At 58.0% G+C, this 15,280-nt stretch carries 16 protein-coding genes; 8 read left to right on the forward strand and 8 right to left on the reverse strand.

Annotated elements, in window-relative coordinates:
• Positions 1–60: 60 nt before the first annotated feature.
• The 6 genes from tmk (at position 61) to HF949_RS12190 (ending at position 5,494) form a co-directional block, all read left to right on the forward strand.
• Complete coding sequence (gene tmk / locus HF949_RS12165; RefSeq protein ID WP_292895633.1) at positions 61–726, forward strand: dTMP kinase; 666 nt, start codon at positions 61–63, stop codon at positions 724–726.
• Positions 726–1,769 carry a DNA polymerase III subunit delta' gene (locus HF949_RS12170; protein ID WP_292895635.1) on the forward strand — a complete coding sequence of 348 codons (1,044 nt, stop codon included), beginning with the start codon at positions 726–728 and terminating at the stop codon, positions 1,767–1,769. The genes tmk and HF949_RS12170 overlap by 1 nt, the downstream gene beginning before the upstream one ends.
• A gap of 83 nt (positions 1,770–1,852) precedes the next feature.
• Positions 1,853–3,412 (forward strand): methionine--tRNA ligase, encoded by a 1,560-nt coding sequence (metG, locus tag HF949_RS12175; RefSeq protein ID WP_292895637.1) that lies wholly within the window; start codon positions 1,853–1,855, stop codon positions 3,410–3,412.
• 5 nt (positions 3,413–3,417) lie between these two features.
• A complete protein-coding gene (locus tag HF949_RS12180; RefSeq protein ID WP_292895639.1) occupies positions 3,418–4,206 on the forward strand; it encodes a TatD family hydrolase in 789 nt (262 codons plus the stop codon).
• A complete protein-coding gene (locus HF949_RS12185; RefSeq protein ID WP_292895641.1) occupies positions 4,203–5,027 on the forward strand; it encodes an MBL fold metallo-hydrolase in 825 nt (274 codons plus the stop codon). Before HF949_RS12180 ends, HF949_RS12185 begins: the two co-directional genes overlap by 4 nt.
• Positions 5,024–5,494 carry a YbaK/EbsC family protein gene (locus HF949_RS12190; RefSeq protein WP_292895643.1) on the forward strand — a complete coding sequence of 157 codons (471 nt, stop codon included), beginning with the start codon at positions 5,024–5,026 and terminating at the stop codon, positions 5,492–5,494. Before HF949_RS12185 ends, HF949_RS12190 begins: the two co-directional genes overlap by 4 nt.
• A 214-nt stretch (positions 5,495–5,708) precedes the next feature.
• Here HF949_RS12190 and HF949_RS12195 read toward each other — a convergent pair whose 3' ends face one another.
• From HF949_RS12195 to HF949_RS12220, 6 genes are all read right to left on the reverse strand, one after another.
• Positions 5,709–6,623 carry an aldose 1-epimerase gene (locus HF949_RS12195; RefSeq protein WP_292895645.1) on the reverse strand — a complete coding sequence of 305 codons (915 nt, stop codon included), beginning with the start codon at positions 6,621–6,623 and terminating at the stop codon, positions 5,709–5,711.
• Positions 6,624–6,686: 63 nt separating this feature from the next.
• A complete protein-coding gene (locus HF949_RS12200) occupies positions 6,687–8,006 on the reverse strand; it encodes an HlyD family type I secretion periplasmic adaptor subunit (protein WP_292895647.1) in 1,320 nt (439 codons plus the stop codon).
• Positions 7,993–9,675: a peptidase domain-containing ABC transporter gene (locus tag HF949_RS12205; RefSeq protein ID WP_292895649.1), complete on the reverse strand. Its 1,683-nt coding sequence runs from the start codon at positions 9,673–9,675 to the stop codon at positions 7,993–7,995. Before HF949_RS12205 ends, HF949_RS12200 begins: the two co-directional genes overlap by 14 nt.
• Before the next feature lie 114 nt (positions 9,676–9,789).
• Positions 9,790–10,023, reverse strand: coding sequence for a hypothetical protein (locus HF949_RS12210; RefSeq protein WP_292895651.1), 234 nt, complete (start codon positions 10,021–10,023; stop codon positions 9,790–9,792).
• A 162-nt stretch (positions 10,024–10,185) separates the two neighbouring features.
• Positions 10,186–10,608 carry a toxin-activating lysine-acyltransferase gene (locus tag HF949_RS12215; protein ID WP_292895653.1) on the reverse strand — a complete coding sequence of 141 codons (423 nt, stop codon included), beginning with the start codon at positions 10,606–10,608 and terminating at the stop codon, positions 10,186–10,188.
• A complete protein-coding gene (locus HF949_RS12220) occupies positions 10,608–11,879 on the reverse strand; it encodes a hypothetical protein (protein ID WP_292895654.1) in 1,272 nt (423 codons plus the stop codon). The genes HF949_RS12215 and HF949_RS12220 overlap by 1 nt, the downstream gene beginning before the upstream one ends.
• A gap of 163 nt (positions 11,880–12,042) precedes the next feature.
• On the opposite strand from HF949_RS12220, the gene speD reads away from it, so the two are divergent.
• Both speD and speE read left to right on the forward strand, forming a co-directional pair.
• The gene (gene speD / locus HF949_RS12225) at positions 12,043–12,522 is read left to right on the forward strand and encodes an adenosylmethionine decarboxylase (protein WP_292895655.1); all 480 of its coding nucleotides are present in this window, start codon (positions 12,043–12,045) and stop codon (positions 12,520–12,522) included.
• Positions 12,519–13,382, forward strand: coding sequence for a polyamine aminopropyltransferase (gene speE / locus HF949_RS12230; RefSeq protein ID WP_292895656.1), 864 nt, complete (start codon positions 12,519–12,521; stop codon positions 13,380–13,382). Before speD ends, speE begins: the two co-directional genes overlap by 4 nt.
• 32 nt (positions 13,383–13,414) lie before the next feature.
• On the opposite strand, the gene HF949_RS12235 is transcribed toward speE, so the two are convergent.
• The gene (locus HF949_RS12235; protein ID WP_292895658.1) at positions 13,415–14,050 is read right to left on the reverse strand and encodes a glutathione S-transferase family protein; all 636 of its coding nucleotides are present in this window, start codon (positions 14,048–14,050) and stop codon (positions 13,415–13,417) included.
• A 140-nt stretch (positions 14,051–14,190) separates the two neighbouring features.
• The gene (locus tag HF949_RS12240; RefSeq protein WP_292895660.1) at positions 14,191–15,267 is read right to left on the reverse strand and encodes a BMP family ABC transporter substrate-binding protein; all 1,077 of its coding nucleotides are present in this window, start codon (positions 15,265–15,267) and stop codon (positions 14,191–14,193) included.
• Positions 15,268–15,280: the final 13 nt, after the last annotated feature.

A 15,280-nucleotide genomic window follows, 5' to 3' on the forward strand; every position in this document is an offset into this window, starting at 1 on the left:
CCTAAGTAGGTTTCGGTCGGCAATGACGCCGCGCGCAATTTGGAAGAGGAACAACATCTCTTGTCTCGCGGATTCTTCATTACATTCGAGGGGGGCGAGGGGGCTGGAAAATCGACTCAGATCACGCAGCTTGCGGCCAGTCTGCGAGAGCAGGGGCACGATGTCATGATCACGCGTGAGCCCGGCGGCTCTTCGGGGGCAGAAGCGGTTCGGCATGTTCTCCTGTCGGGGGCGGCTGAGCCGTTTGGGCCGGCGATGGAGGCCATTCTTTTCGCGGCAGCACGTTCCGACCATGTAGAGCAGGTCATCCGCCCGGCGATCGAACGGGGAACTATCGTTCTGTGCGACCGTTTTTTGGATTCCTCGCGAGTCTACCAGGGCGTAACAGGCAATCTCGATCGCGATTTCATGCAAAGTCTTGAGCGTGTCACGGTCAATGACATGGTGCCGGATCTGACGCTCATCCTCGACATCGACCCTGAGGAGGGGCTGCGGCGGGCCAATGCAAGACGTGGAACCGAAGCGCCGGATCGCTTCGAGAAGGAAGCGCTCGCCACGCACCGCCGCCGAAGAAAAGCGTTTCTCGAAATCGCCAAGGCGGAACCGGAGCGCTGTGTGGTGATCGACGCAGCGATGCCCGCCGACAGGGTCACCACTGCCGTTCAGCGGGCCGTTCAACAGGCCATGGCCAAGTCCCAGATGCGCGGTGCAAGGAGCGAGGCCTGATGTTTGAACGCACCGCGCCGGAACGCTTCGATACATTGCCGGAAATCCCAGAGCCCTCGGAAAATCCGCTGCTGGTCGGTCATCAACGGGTGGCCGACATGCTGGCCGGCGCCTACCGGGCGGGTAAACTGCATCACGGGCTTCTTTTTGCCGGTCCTCCCGGCATAGGGAAGGCAACACTCGCCTTTCATCTTGCCAATCATCTTTTTGCCTATCCACGAGCGGAAGATGCACCAGAGCACCTGTCTGTGCCCGATCCCAAATCGCAGGCTTTCCGACTGATCGCGCAGGATGCACATCCCTCGCTGCTGCATCTGACGCGGCCTTTCGTGGAACGGGACAAGAAGTTCAAGACCGTCATCACAGTGGATGAAATCCGCCGCATCCAGCGGTTTTTGTCCCTGACGCCGCATGATGGCGGGTACCGGGTCGTGATCGTCGATCCGGCAGACGACCTCAACATCAGTGCTGCCAACGCACTTCTGAAGAGCCTTGAGGAACCGCCTCCGCGAACGGTCTTCATTTTGATCACCCATTCGGCTGGGCGGCTCCTTCCCACAATCCGCTCGCGCTGCCAGATCGTACGCCTTCAACCGCTTGCGGCAGCGGATCTTGCAGGACTGTTGCGCTCGTTGGGCACCGCCGATGGCGGCAGCGATGAGGAGATCGCTGCACGAGCGCAAGGCAGTGTGCGCAACGCGATTCTTCTTTCGCAGTTCGGCGGCGCCGAAATTGCCGATGTTCTGCACAAACTGGTCTCGGGACGCAATTTCGACGCCGCCGAAGCGCTGCGTCTCGGCGAAGCCGTCAGCGGACGCGAGCGGGACGTTCAATTCTCGATCTTCAACCGAACGGTGCTCGACATGATCAATCAGTTCGCTACAGCGCGAGCCGAAGCCGGGGACACGCGGGGCGCTGCGGCGGCAGCCGACCTCTGGGACGAGATAAACACGGCAATCCGCGATGCGGAAACATTCAATCTCGACCGCAAGCAGCATGCCTCCGGCATTGCCGCGAAGCTTAATGCCGCATTCAACGCATGAAGACGTCCGTTGGGCTGGCATGAGCATGCGTGATGCGCTATCTGGGCGTCATCTAGCAATTTGTTTTCTGGACGTTCTTCCCAATGGCTCGCGATAAGTTTTACATCACCACGCCCATTTTCTATCCCAACGGCAAACCCCATATCGGGCATGCCTATACGGTGATCGCGACAGATGCGATGGCGCGTTTCCAGCGGCTTGATGGCAAGGATGTGTTCTTCCTGACCGGCACCGACGAGCACGGGCTGAAGATGCAGCAGACCGCGGACAAGGAGGGCATCACACCCCAGGCGCTCGCCGACCGCAACACAGCCGTTTTCCGGGACATGATTGCCGCGCTGGGCGGCTCCAATGACCAGTTCATCCGCACCACCGAGGAACGGCACCATCGCGCCTGCCAGGCGATCTGGAAAAAGATGGCCGACAATGGCGACATCTATCTGGATCGCTATTCTGGCTGGTACTCCGTACGGCAGGAAGCCTATTTCGACGAAAGCGAAACGACGGTCGGCGAGGATGGCGTACGCCGAGAACCTCTGGGTTCCCCCGTGGAATGGAACGAGGAGGAAACCTATTTTTTCCGTCTTTCCGCCTATCAGGACAAGCTGCTCGCCCATTACGAGGCCAATCCAGAATTTATCGGTCCGGCCGAACGCCGCAACGAAGTGATGAGCTTCGTGCGCTCGGGCCTGAAAGATCTCTCGATATCGCGCTCGACATTCAACTGGGGCGTTCCCGTGCCTGGCGACGAAAAGCATGTGATGTATGTGTGGGTCGACGCGCTCACCAACTACATCACCGCTACAGGCTATCCCGACACGAATGCCGAGCGCTGGTCCTTTTGGCCGGCGAATGTGCACGTGATCGGGAAGGATATCGTGCGATTTCATGCCGTCTACTGGCCGGCATTCCTGATGTCAGCGGGCATAGAGCTGCCCAAACGCGTCTACGCTCATGGCTTCCTGTTCAACCGCGGGGAGAAAATGTCCAAATCAGTCGGCAACGTGGTCGATCCCTTCGCACTGATCGAGCATTACGGGCTCGATGCGGTGCGGTATTTCTTCCTGCGCGAAGTGCCGTTTGGCCAGGATGGCAGCTACAGCCATGATGCCATCGTCAACCGCACCAACGCTGATCTGGCGAATGATCTGGGCAATCTTGCCCAGCGCTCGCTTTCGATGATTGCCAAGAATTGCGGCGGTGCTGTGCCCGAGAAGGGCACGCCTGGCGAGGAGGACCTGACCATTCTGAAGCGCGCTGGCGAGGCGCTCGAAACGGCGCGCACGGCCATGGAGACCCAGGCTCTGCATCAGGCGCTCGCTGCGATTTTCAACGTGGTGGCCGAGGCAAATCGCTATTTCGCAGGGCAGGAACCCTGGGCGCTAAAGAAAACGGACCCTGCGCGTATGCAGTCCGTCCTTTATACGACCGCCGAGCTGGTGCGTCGTGTGGCCATCCTCTGCCAGCCCTTCATACCGGGTTCGGCCGAGAAGCTGCTCGACCTTCTGGCCGTCGACAAAGACGCGCGTTCGTTTGCCCATCTTGGAGAGGCAAACGCCCTGGTGTCCGGCACCGCCCTACCGGCTCCGCAGCCGGTCTTCCCACGCTATGTCGAACCCAAGGCGGACGGTGAGGGGGCCTGATATAGATGCTGGTCGACAGCCATTGCCATCTGGATTTTCCCGATTTCGAGGAGGATCGGGCGGGTTTCATCGAGCGTGCTGGTGAAGCCGGCGTCGGCCTCATGGTGACGATATCGACCCGCGTGCGTCAGTTTGACCGCATTCGGGCGATAGCCGAGGCGCATGAGAACGTCTTTTGTTCCGTTGGCACTCATCCGCACAATGCGGATGAGGAGCTGGACGTGACAGCCGACGAACTTGTTCAGCTTGCCGGCCATCGCAAGGTGGTCGCCATAGGTGAAGCCGGACTCGACTATTTCTATGACAAGGCTCCGCGCGACGCCCAGGCTCAGGGCTTTCGCACGCATATCGAGGCGGCTCGCCAGACAGGTTTGCCGCTCGTCATTCATGCGCGCAATGCCGATGACGACATGATCGCCATTCTCAAGGACGAAACAGGGAAGGGGGCCTTTCCCTTCATTCTGCACTGTTTTTCTTCCGGCGCTTCCCTTGCCAAAGCAGGCGTCGAGCTGGGTGGCTATATCTCGTTCTCGGGTATTCTGACGTTCCGCAATTCGCAGGAATTGCGCGACATAGCCAAAACTGTGCCGCGCGACCGGCTGCTAGTCGAGACCGATGCGCCGTATCTTGCGCCCGTACCCAGACGCGGCAAGCGCAATGAGCCAGCTTTTGTTGCGCATACGGCGCATGTCCTGGCCGAAACCATCGGTCTTTCCGACGAAGAAACGGCTCGCCTGACAACGGAGAACTTTTTCCGGCTGTTCACGAAAGTGCCACGGGACGCCTTGCGGTGAACGATGTTTTGCGCCTGACCATTCTGGGATGCGGTTCGTCGCCGGGAACGCCACGGATCACCGGAGACTGGGGCGCCTGTAATCCTGACAATCCAAGAAACCGGCGCCGCCGCTGCGCTGCAATGGTCGAACGCATCTCCAAGAACGGCGGCACCACGCGTGTTGTGATCGACACGGGACCGGATTTCCGGGAGCAGATGATTTCTGCCGGCGTCGACAGGCTGGATGCGGCCGTCTACACCCATCCTCACGCAGATCACATACACGGTATCGACGATCTTCGCGGTTATGTCCTCAACCAACGCCATCTGATGGATGTCTATGCGGACAAGCCGACACTGGAGCGTCTGAACGAAGCCTTTGGCTATTGCTTCGAAACGCCGCCGGGCAGCAATTATCCGCCGATCCTGAAGGCATGTCCCATCAGTCATGAGGCGGAATTCTCCATTCAGGGCGCTGGCGGTAAAATCTCATTTATTCCGCTGCCTCAGATACATGGCGATATTCTTTCACTTGGATATCGCGTTGGCGGCTTCGCCTATTGTCCTGACGTCAGCGCGTTTCCAGACGACACTCCGGCGCTGATTTCAGGCGCCGACACATTGATCATCGATGCACTGCAGTATCGTCCGCACCCGAGCCATTTTTCGCTTGATGAAGCGCTGGACTGGATTGAGCGTCTCGCACCAAGACGCGCGGTGCTGACACATATGCATATACCGCTCGACTATGAGACCGTGTTGCGGGAGACGCCGGACCATGTGGAACCGGCTTTTGACGGCATGGTGCTCGAATTGCCCATTGAGGAGGACATGGAATGAGCAAGAGCATCAAACGCGTGCAGCAAGCGGCAGAATCTGCCGGGCTGACAATCGAAATCAAACGGATGGGCGAATCCACGCGAACCGCCGAAGAAGCCGCAAGCCAATGTGGCTGCAGCGTCGCGCAGATCGTGAAATCCCTGATTTTTCAGGGCGAACAGAGCCAGAAGCTTTATCTGTTCCTGGTTTCGGGCAGCCGTCAGTTGAACACCGCCAAGGCAGCGGCGCTGGTCGGTGAAACCTTGAGGCGCGCGGATCCGCGGCATATTCGAGATGTAACAGGTTTCGCGATCGGAGGCGTGTCACCACTCGGGCAGCCCGATGAGGTTGCGCGCTTTGGGGACGAGAGCCTTCTGGCGTTCGATGTGGTGTGGGCGGCGGCAGGAGCTCACGACGCGGTATTTTCCGCAGAGCCGGCCGCGCTTTTCAACGCCGCAGGCGTGGAGAAAGCCGATATCGCGCAATAAACGAGCAGTCGGACGGCTGAAGCCATGCATATTAAGTTCCATAATCTATCTTATGCGATCTCTTGACGGATCGGGGTAGGTTCAAGGTTGAAGCACGACATGCGAATGAAACCAACGTGTTGGCTTGCGAAATTAGGCCGCAATCAAGCGCCCTGCTCACAGCTGCGCATCGCGGCTCCCGAAACGGGCCTTCCGGAAATGTGATCAGATTTACCTACGCAATTTCTTCCACCGTCAGGCGCATGCTGCCCGCCAACGTCTCGCCTTGAGCAAGACGACGAAGGCCACCGAGATCGGCGTGATGAAAACCGTTTGCCGTATGAGACATCGGCTCAAAACAGACAAACTCGAAATCAGGCGGCGGTGAAAAGAGCATATATCGTGAGAAGATCGGGTCTGCATCGATGGTCGCCCCAAGCCCGAGCTCGGGCCAGTTCAGCCTGGCCCGGCAGTCCCATCCTTCAAAACAGTTGTTGAGCCCATGATCAGGCAGGAGCCGCGGCTCTGAAAAATCTACTGTTTCGGGCAGCGGCAGGTTCTCGTCCGGAACGTGGTAATCATCTTCCGTCCACCAGGACAGCGCGTGCGCCTGCAGGGTCATCCGGGGCGTTCGGGGAAAATATGGATGCAGGCCAAGGCCGAACGGCATGGCGCCCCCGCCCCTGTTCTCCACCTCGATCCACATCGTCAGACAATTACGGTCAAGCGTAAACCGCTGCGCCGCCCTATAGGTGTAAGGAGAGCATGAACTCCCCTCATGATGCATCTCAAGTGCAACGGAACAAGCAGTCCGCTCCATCACGCTCCAGTCGCTCTTCCAGCCCTCGCCGTGGATGTAGAATGGGGGTACGTCATTGGGTTCGAACGTATAGGTTTGACCTTCATAGTCGAATGTATTCCCGCCAACCCGGTTGGAAAAAGGCACCATCGGGAAACATGCCGTATCCGTCGGTCCGAACGCATCCTTCTCGCCCGCAAACGGCCGCATGAACGGCTGTCCATTACGATGATATCCGTCCAGAAGCACACCAAAGCGTGGTGACACCCGCACACGCAAATCCGTGCTTTCCAAAAAAATCGTACCGTCCGGCATTGTTCCCCCAAACATCTCACAGCCCGGGCCAAGCAATACAACAAGCCTGTCTGCGAAACCATCCGCCCAAGTGTCGGGAGAGTGATTTGAGAGGTCCGGTCAGCGCTCTCCCAGACTTTGGCTGAACTGAGCCGTGATTGGCGCCAGAAAATAGCTGATCAAACGGCGTTCCCCGGTGATCGCATCGACGCTGCCGGTCATTCCCGGTCGCAGGGCAAGACTGCCTGTCGGGGTTTGCAGCGCATCACCGTCGGGTCTCATGCGCACGACGAACCCCCAGCGGGCACCGCCTCCAACTTCAATCGAATCGCTCGCAATGTCGGTGATCGTAGCCATCATCGCACCAAATCGTTCGGCGGGGTAAGCATCAAGACGGATGCGTGCCTTTTGCCCCGTCTCAAGGAAGCCGCTGTCTTCATTCGAAAAAAGGGCTTCAAATTCGAGCGGGCTGTCCTTCGGCACCACCCGCAGCAAATCCTGTCCGGCCTGAACAACACCTCCAACGGTCGTTATGGCGAGCTGCTCGACCGTTCCCGATAGGGGAGCGCGCAGTTGCGCTGCCGCGACCCGCTCCTCCAGAGTCCTGCGCTCCTGGCTCAACGCGGCCAAACGCGCATCAGTCTTGTCCCGCTTCTGCATAACTCTGTTGTAGTTCGCGCTGAAGAGCCCTGCCCGCTCAGCTTTCAAGACAGATGCCTCCGCTTTCGTTTTCGCAATCTGCCGCTCGACGACGTCTCTTTCGCTGCGAAGATCATCATAGGCTGAACGAACCTTCAAATAGGCCTCGCGTGAAGAAATGCCGCGTTTCATGAGTTTCTCAGCGGCCTGAAGCCGCTCCTCCTGCACGGCGAGTGCAGTGTCTGCCTGGGCAATCCTGCCCAGGAGCACGTCCAGGGCCTTTTGATTGACATCCAGGCGAGCATCGGCCGCCGCCAGCCCATCGGCAAAGTCCCTGAGCTCGGCATCAAGAAGGCGCGTCTGCATGGCCTCGTCACTGTCGTCTTCAGCCAAAGGCGGAAGGACATGCCCGTCAGGTTCTCCCGTGGTTTTCCCATCGCGCATTTCAACCAGTTCCGACAGAAAAATGGCGAGCCGGACTTTCTCGCGTTTCAGCCGGGTCGCCTCTTCAAGCAGTGTCGCGAGTTGCGCTTCATCTGAGGTGGCGTCAAGCGTGAGCAACAGTTCACCCTGCTTCACACTGACACCATCGCGCACGAGGATCCCCGTAACCGAGCCGGGATATTCGGCTTGCACCACCTGGACCCTGTCAAGCGGAACGAGCCGGACAGACCCACGGGCGGTCACCTCGACACGCAGCAAACAGGCGGCGATGAGACCGATGATGAAGACGGCCGTACTGATGAACACGGTAAGATGCAGTGTCGGTGAGGCGGCGCCCGATTTGTCAAACACACGCATGATTGGTTCCCGCAGCAAAGTCGATGATCCGATCACGGTGCGCAAAAACATCCGGACGGTGGGTAATCACGATGACCGTCATCTTTTCGCGGAGCTGCATCAACGCACTGACCATTCGATGTTGTGTTGCTTCATCGAGCGCGCTGGTCGGTTCGTCGAGTACGAGAACGGAAGGACCTTGAAGTACGGCGCGAGCGATGGCGACGCGTTGCTTCTGCCCGCCAGACAAGGCATTCCCCTGCTCTCCCACTGGCGTATCGAGCCCGAGCGGCAATCGGTCAACAAAATCATCGGCGGCCGCGACCGCCAGCGCATCCCGCAGCGTCGCGTCGGTGGCGTTTGCGCATCGCAGCTGCAGATTTTCGCGGAGCGTCCCCGAAAAGAGATAGGGTTCCTGAGGAACATAAACGATCCGGGAGCGAACGCTCTCCGGTTCGAAGTCGCCGAGATCCTCGCCCCCAAAACAGATCGCTCCGGCCTGCGGCTTCTCCAGACCGGCTGCCAGGCGCCCGAATGTCGATTTCCCTACCCCTGATGGCCCGACCACAAGGGTGCATGTGTGTGGCTCCACAACAAGGTCGACACTGTCCAGGACCGGCTGCTGATCGATGGCATAGGAGAAGGAGACGGAGCGGAACTCCAGCCGGGGTTCGAGCCCGTTCGGGAGCCGTTTTTTCTCACCGAATGGCTCACGCTCACTGCTCAGGATGTCGCCCAATCGCTGACGCGAGACACGAAGATTTTGCCAGTCCTGCCACAGTTTTGAGAAGCCCGCGATCGGCGCGGCGACCTTTTCTGCAATGAGCTGGAATGCGATGAGTTGTCCCAGTGTCAGTTCGCCGGCGAACACCTGCTGCGCCCCGACATAGATTACCCCGATGAAAACGCCTTTTTCACATATCATGGCCAGTTGGCCGCTGACGGCATTCATCGTGTAGACCCCGCGCGCCGCCTGCAGTGTTCTGGATAGCGTTTGACGCAGACGCCCCAACATCGCGGTCTCCGCAGTCAGGGCCTTCACCGCTGTCATCCCGGTGAGGTTCTCAACCAGCCGAGCCTGATGGCGAGCGCCCGTATCGAACTGCACACGCAGGCGTTTTCGGAGCACAGGGCCAAAGCACAGATACAAAGCCGCCTGAAGTGGGAGAGCCACGGCCACGACGAGAGTCAGCTTTCCGGAGATCGAGAGCAGGACCGCGACGTAGAGAAAAGTGAAGAACAGATCCAGTGAAGCGCCGGTTGTCAGACCAACCAGAAATGCCCGGATTGTGTCCGTCTCTCCGATCCGCGACAGAGTTTCTCCCACCGGCCATTTCCGAAAATGCCGCAGTGGCAGCCGGAAGAGATGATCAAACAACCGCGTTCCCAGTTCCAGGGTCAGACGGTTTGCAACTGAAACGCCCAAAAAAGCTGCAAGCAGATTGAAGCAGACCTGGAACGCGTTGGCGCCAACCATGACAATGATGATGACGATCAGGGATGCTTCACGCTGGAACGGCAACACCCGATCAATCACCACCTGGAACACGAAGGGTTCCAAAAGCCCGATCAGCCGCACACAGACGGCCAGGAACGTGAGCTCTGCATACAACGGAATATGCTTGCGCAGCGTCGTTAGGAACCACGACAGGGGTACACCCTGTTCGTTCGGCGGCAATCGTATCGTCATAGTGGAACCTGTCGAGCGGGGCATCCGCAGCCGGGACCGTGGTTCTTCCACGGCCCCGACCTTTTCAGTGCCGGCAATTCGGCTCTGACTTACATTTTCAGAAATGGCCTGGGATCAGGCCACCGCGCTTTCGATGGCACCGCCGATGAGGCCACCAACGGTGTTTCCAACCGTGCCACCGAGCTCGGCGCCCGGCACGCTTCCGAAATACCCACCAATGGCGCCGCCGACGAGAGAACCGACAGCCGCACCGACAGTGTGGCCCAGACTATCGGCTTCCTCACCGCCGCCGCCGAAGCTGACCGGTGCGTCAATACCAGGGTTATCAATCTGAAAATCTTCAAACATTTCCAATATCCCTATTTCAAATGTACTTTTGAGTATGAAGCCGGATAACCGGCGGTTTGACCGGCGAATAATGTTCGCCGGCATGCACCCGACATGGAAAGCATCGGGGGCATTCCTTCGAAGCCGAAGCCGCCCGAACGGCTCTCGGCTCGCATGTTCGATTTAGGCAGTGCTCTTCCAGTGTTTGACGCTGCGAAGCGCACCATCGGCGTGTCTGCGCACACTGGTCGCGCGGCGGCCGGGAAAAATATTCCTTCTCAGATCGGAGATGATTTCCCGAGCCGTGCCATAGGGGGCAAGAAAATCGTTAAAGAACAGACGGTCACCGCATCGCCACTCATGGAAAGCCAGTGCGCGCCCTGTTTCAAGGATGCTTTGCTCCGTATCCAGGTCGATAAACGCCCAACTGGCAAGACCGGTGGGCAGGCCGTCCGGGGTGAGATAAAATCGTGCCTGACCGAGATGCAGCGGCGGCAGGATCTCCACTTCAAGATAGCGCTTTACCGGGAAATCCCGGTGGTTTTCGGAGCGCGCCAGGAGTTCCAACGCGTACCCGACACCCGAATATAGATCAATCGGCGACATCACACAGGCCCTCCTGTAACGTGCCCAGATTTTGGACGACGGAATTCAGCCGCCACCTGCGGGCAATGGCTTTCAAAGGAAGTGAGAAGGTCTGCAAGCCTTTGGGTCGTTGCGATCCGGCGCTCGAACCGAAAAGGTTCGCCCTCTTCGCCACGCTGCCAGAGGACATATCCGAGCGGCACCTGTTGACGATCGAGTGCCAGAAAGACCCTGCGTCCCTGCATACACTCGAGAAGGCGCGCATATCTCACACCGATGGCTTCATCGAAGGCGCCTGCCTCCGGATCCTGCAGGTCCAGCAACAGAAGCCCGCCGATCTGGCGGTAGAGACTGGCGACACTTCCGTCTGTATCGCCAAGCGCTGGCAGAACGTATCGCTGCGGAAGAATGCTCGGACGATCAAGAATGTCGGTTAGGAGTGAAGGTGCCTGCGCACCGCTTTTGAAGAGCGAAGCGATCTCGCTACCGGTCCACTCCTGCACAACCGCCTGCGCCAGAAGCCGGGCTATCGGGTAATTCCAGGCGTAGTCGTAAGCTTCCCCTCCGCACTCCAGTGCCCCGACGAGCGAGAGGAGATTTTTTCCGAGATAGCCGGAATTGTCGGCCATCCATGCAGTTTCCATCAGTGGCGATAATGAGGGCTGATGTTCGCGAATCCACCCCAGGAGCAGTCGCTCCCCCACAAAAGCGCACAGTTCGCGAGCCATTGGCGGCATCGTGGTGCTGCCCGAAGCGACAATTTGCAGGGCATGAGAGAATTCGTGCGTGACGGTGAGAATATCCGAAGCAGTCCCCCGGTAGGGACAATTCACGAGGGGTAAGCTCTTTCGCCCCCGGTCATAGGTGAAAGCACGGCCTCCCCCACCCTCCTGAACCTCAAAACTCTTCGGCACACGCGTTTCGACAGTTCGAATCAACCTGGATAATTCGGGGACCCCTGCCGCAAGCGCCCGCGCCGCCATCTCCCAGGCCACCTCTCCGGGCACGTCGAGATGTTTTTCTCCGGCTTCCGCCCCCACCCCGATCAAAAAAATCGGAAGCGGGCGATCCACCAGATTGCGTCGAAGAACGGCCGCATCTAAACTATTCGCGCATAACCAATCGGATAAAATATCATTCATGAAACTATACAATGTATATTGATTTTCGAAATGCGTTACATGGTCAATATACATGACATTAGATTTACTAAAACTGTGAGATTTGTGAAATTTTGACCTCTTATATATTGATACAGAACCGGCAATATTATAAAATCCATCGTATATCATATGAAAGTATTTTGAGACTGGAACGCTCCGCAAACCGCCACGGGAATGAATATGCCTTCTGAATGTCGCGCGTGATTGTGCTTGCGTCCCCAGTTTCGTTGCATATATACGGGCCACATTCCTGAATGATCAGGTTGAGCATCTGCTGGTTGGAGAGGACGCCATGTCTCAAGACGCCCTTTTCCAATTGGGGATGGATTCAGTTGTACTGAACACCGCCCAAAAGGAAGAAAGCACCACCGCGCAGGCCGCATCTGCGGTTTGCGACGACAAGGATCACTTTATCGAGAAGGACGGCGTTCTTTGCGCCGGCTCTCATTTTATCGTGGATCTGTTCGAGGCCGAACGCCTGGACGATCTGCCGTTCATCAAGAAGACGCTGATCGACTGCGTGAACGCAGCCGGCGCGACTCTTTTGCATATCCACTTGCACCCGTTCGAGCCGAATGGCGGGATAAGCGGCGTTGCTGTGCTGGCCGAAAGTCATATTTCGATTCATTCCTGGCCGGAGAGGCAATATGCAGCACTGGACATTTTCATGTGCGGTGACGCGCAACCGGAACGGTGTATTGACGTGCTGAAGAAAGCATTCGCTCCTGGCCGTATGGATGTGAACGAGCTGCTGCGGGGACGAAACGCGTGAGCGATCGAAAAACCATATCGGAAACCCTCCATGACGGCATCGGTATGGTTTTCGATGTCGACGAGGTGCTTTACGAGGAAGGAACGGGACACCATCAGCTGTCGCTGATCCAGAACCCGGTCTTCGGAAAAGTTCTCGTTCTCGACGGCGCGGTGCAGGTCACCAGCCGGGACGAGTTCATCTATCATGAGATGCTGGCGCACGTACCGCTCGCTGCTCATGAAAACCCCGCCGATGTTCTCATCATCGGCGGCGGCGACTGCGGTTTGGCGGAAGAAGTGCTGAAGCACAAGCGCGTCGGCACCCTCACCCAGGTGGAAATCGATGTCTCGGTGCTCGATTTCTCGCGTGAGCATTTCGCCGATTTCAATGCGCCAGTCTTTGAAGATCCCCGTTTCCAGGTAGAGATTGCCGACGGCGCGGTTTTTGCGGCGGAAACCGATAAGCGTTTCGACGTAATACTCGTCGATTCCACCGATCCCACAGGTCCGGGCGCGGTGTTGTTCACCACCGATTTTTACCGGAATCTGAAGCGCATCCTGCGCCCGGGAGGCATCGTCGTGTCCCAGAACGGTGTTCCCTTCCTTCAGCCTGAGGAGTTTTCCAAGGCGATGAAGGGCCTTTCTTCGGTATTCGAGACAGCGAGCTGTTACCTCGTTTCAGTACCCACCTATTTCGGCGGGCACATGACGTTGGGCTGGTCGAGCGACGATCCGAAAGCACTTTCGGTCAGTGAGGCGACGCTCACGGAACGGATGGCGGGGATCGAGACCCGTTATTACACACCGGCGCATCATCGGGCGGCTTTTGCCCTTCCACGTTTCATTGAAACGCTCCTTGAGGACGCCGTAAATACGTGAGAGATGGGCCTGACGGCCCATTTTTTCTTCTCTCAGCTCCCCTGCCCGGAAAAGAACGGTACGCTGGCAGCCAGTTCCATATCCAACTGCTGTGCCTTGCGATAGGCAGGTCGTGTTTCCACGCGTGCGAGATAATCCTTGAAAACCGGCTTCTCAGGCAGGGCGCGCAGGATGTTCATGGTGTAATTGATTCCGGATGCGAGCTGCGTGTCGGCGGCGGTAAAACGCTCTCCTGCGGCAAAAGGCTGGTTCTCAAGCCGGCGTTCGATATAGGCGAGCATATCGGCAAAAGTGCCGAACGGATATTCGTTGCTCGCGTATTTCAGTTTCTGCACTTGAGCGCAGATCGCCGGGTCAAAGACCGCATCACAATATACCAGCGCTGTCAGATAGGCCGCACGGTCAGGATCGTTCATCGCAGGCGCCAGTCCGGCCTGTGAAAACCTGTCGGCCAGGTAAATGGTTATGGCCGCGCGCTCGGTCACAACCTGCCCGTCATGAACAATAGCGGGAACCTTCTTGCTGGGTTGAATGGAACGGTAGCTCTCGGGCACACCTCCGCGCGCACGGATGTCGATCATCTCCAGTTCGTAAGGGATCTGCAACTCCTCAAGGAGCCAGAGAATACTGGAAGAGCGCGACCAGGGTGCATGGTAGAAAATCAACATCGGATATCCCTCTTTGTATGTGGCCCGACCTTACCACCCTGCTGCTGACAGGAGACTGTCAGCAGATTGCCCCGTTCGATCTGTTAGATTCAAAAAAGGCGGCCGAAGCCGCCTTTTCGCTCAAACAACGGTGAGCCGCCTCAGTTCGGCAGCTTGTCGTCGATGCCCTTGATGTAGAAATTCATGCTAAGGACTTCTCCGTCAGGTGCCGCCTGTCCTTCTTCAAGCCAGAGCGTGCCATCCTGCTTGTAGACAGGACCGGTAAAGGGGTTGAAGCCCTCATCCTTGATCTTTGCCTCGATTTCCTCGGCAGCCGCCTTAACATCGTCGGGCATGTTCGTGTACGGCGCCATGACGACGTGGCCATCCTTCATCCCGCCCCAGACATCGTTCTGCTCCCAGGTACCGTCCATGACCGCCTGAACGCGCTCGATATAGTATGGGCCCCAGTCATCCACGATCGAGGTGAGCTGCGTTTCCGGCGCGAACTTGATCATGTCGGATGCCTGGCCAAACCCTTTGATGCCGCGCTCTGCTGCCACCTGAAGAGGTGCGGTGGAATCGGTGTGCTGGGTGATGATGTCGACGCCCTGGTCAAGCAGCGCCTTGGCGGCGTCGGCTTCCTTGCCGGCATCAAACCAGGTGTTGGCCCAGACGATCTTCACCTGAAAATCCGGATTGACCGACTGCGCACCGAGCATGAAGGCATTGATGCCCATGACCACTTCGGGGATCGGGAAAGAGGCGATATAGCCGGCTACGCCCTTCTCGGACATTTTCGCAGCGATTACGCCCTGAACGTAGCGCCCCTCGTGGAAGCGCGAGTTAAAGGTGGCGACATTTGGGTGATCGCGCTTGAAGCCGGTGGCATGCTCGAACTTGATGTCCGGGAACTTGGCGGCAACCTTCTGTACCGGATCCATGAAACCAAAGGACGTTGCGAAAATGATATCGCACCCCGAGCGGGCAAAACGCTCGAGCGCGCGCTCGGCATCCGCGCCTTCCGGGACGCTTTCAAGATAGGCTGTCTCGACCTTGTCGCCGAAATGCTCCTCCACATCAAGCAGGCCCTGATGGTGCTGGTAGGAATAGCCGAAATCGCCGATGGGGCCGACATAGATCCAGCAGGCCTTGGTCTTGTCCTGCGCGGCGACGGGCGCGGCGCCAAAGGCGATGGCCGCAGTGGTAGCGGCAAGTGCCAGAACGAGTTTTTTCATTTTGACGTCCTCT

It is taken from the genome of Nitratireductor sp., assembly GCF_017794765.1.
Lineage (GTDB): Bacteria > Pseudomonadota > Alphaproteobacteria > Rhizobiales > Rhizobiaceae > Nitratireductor.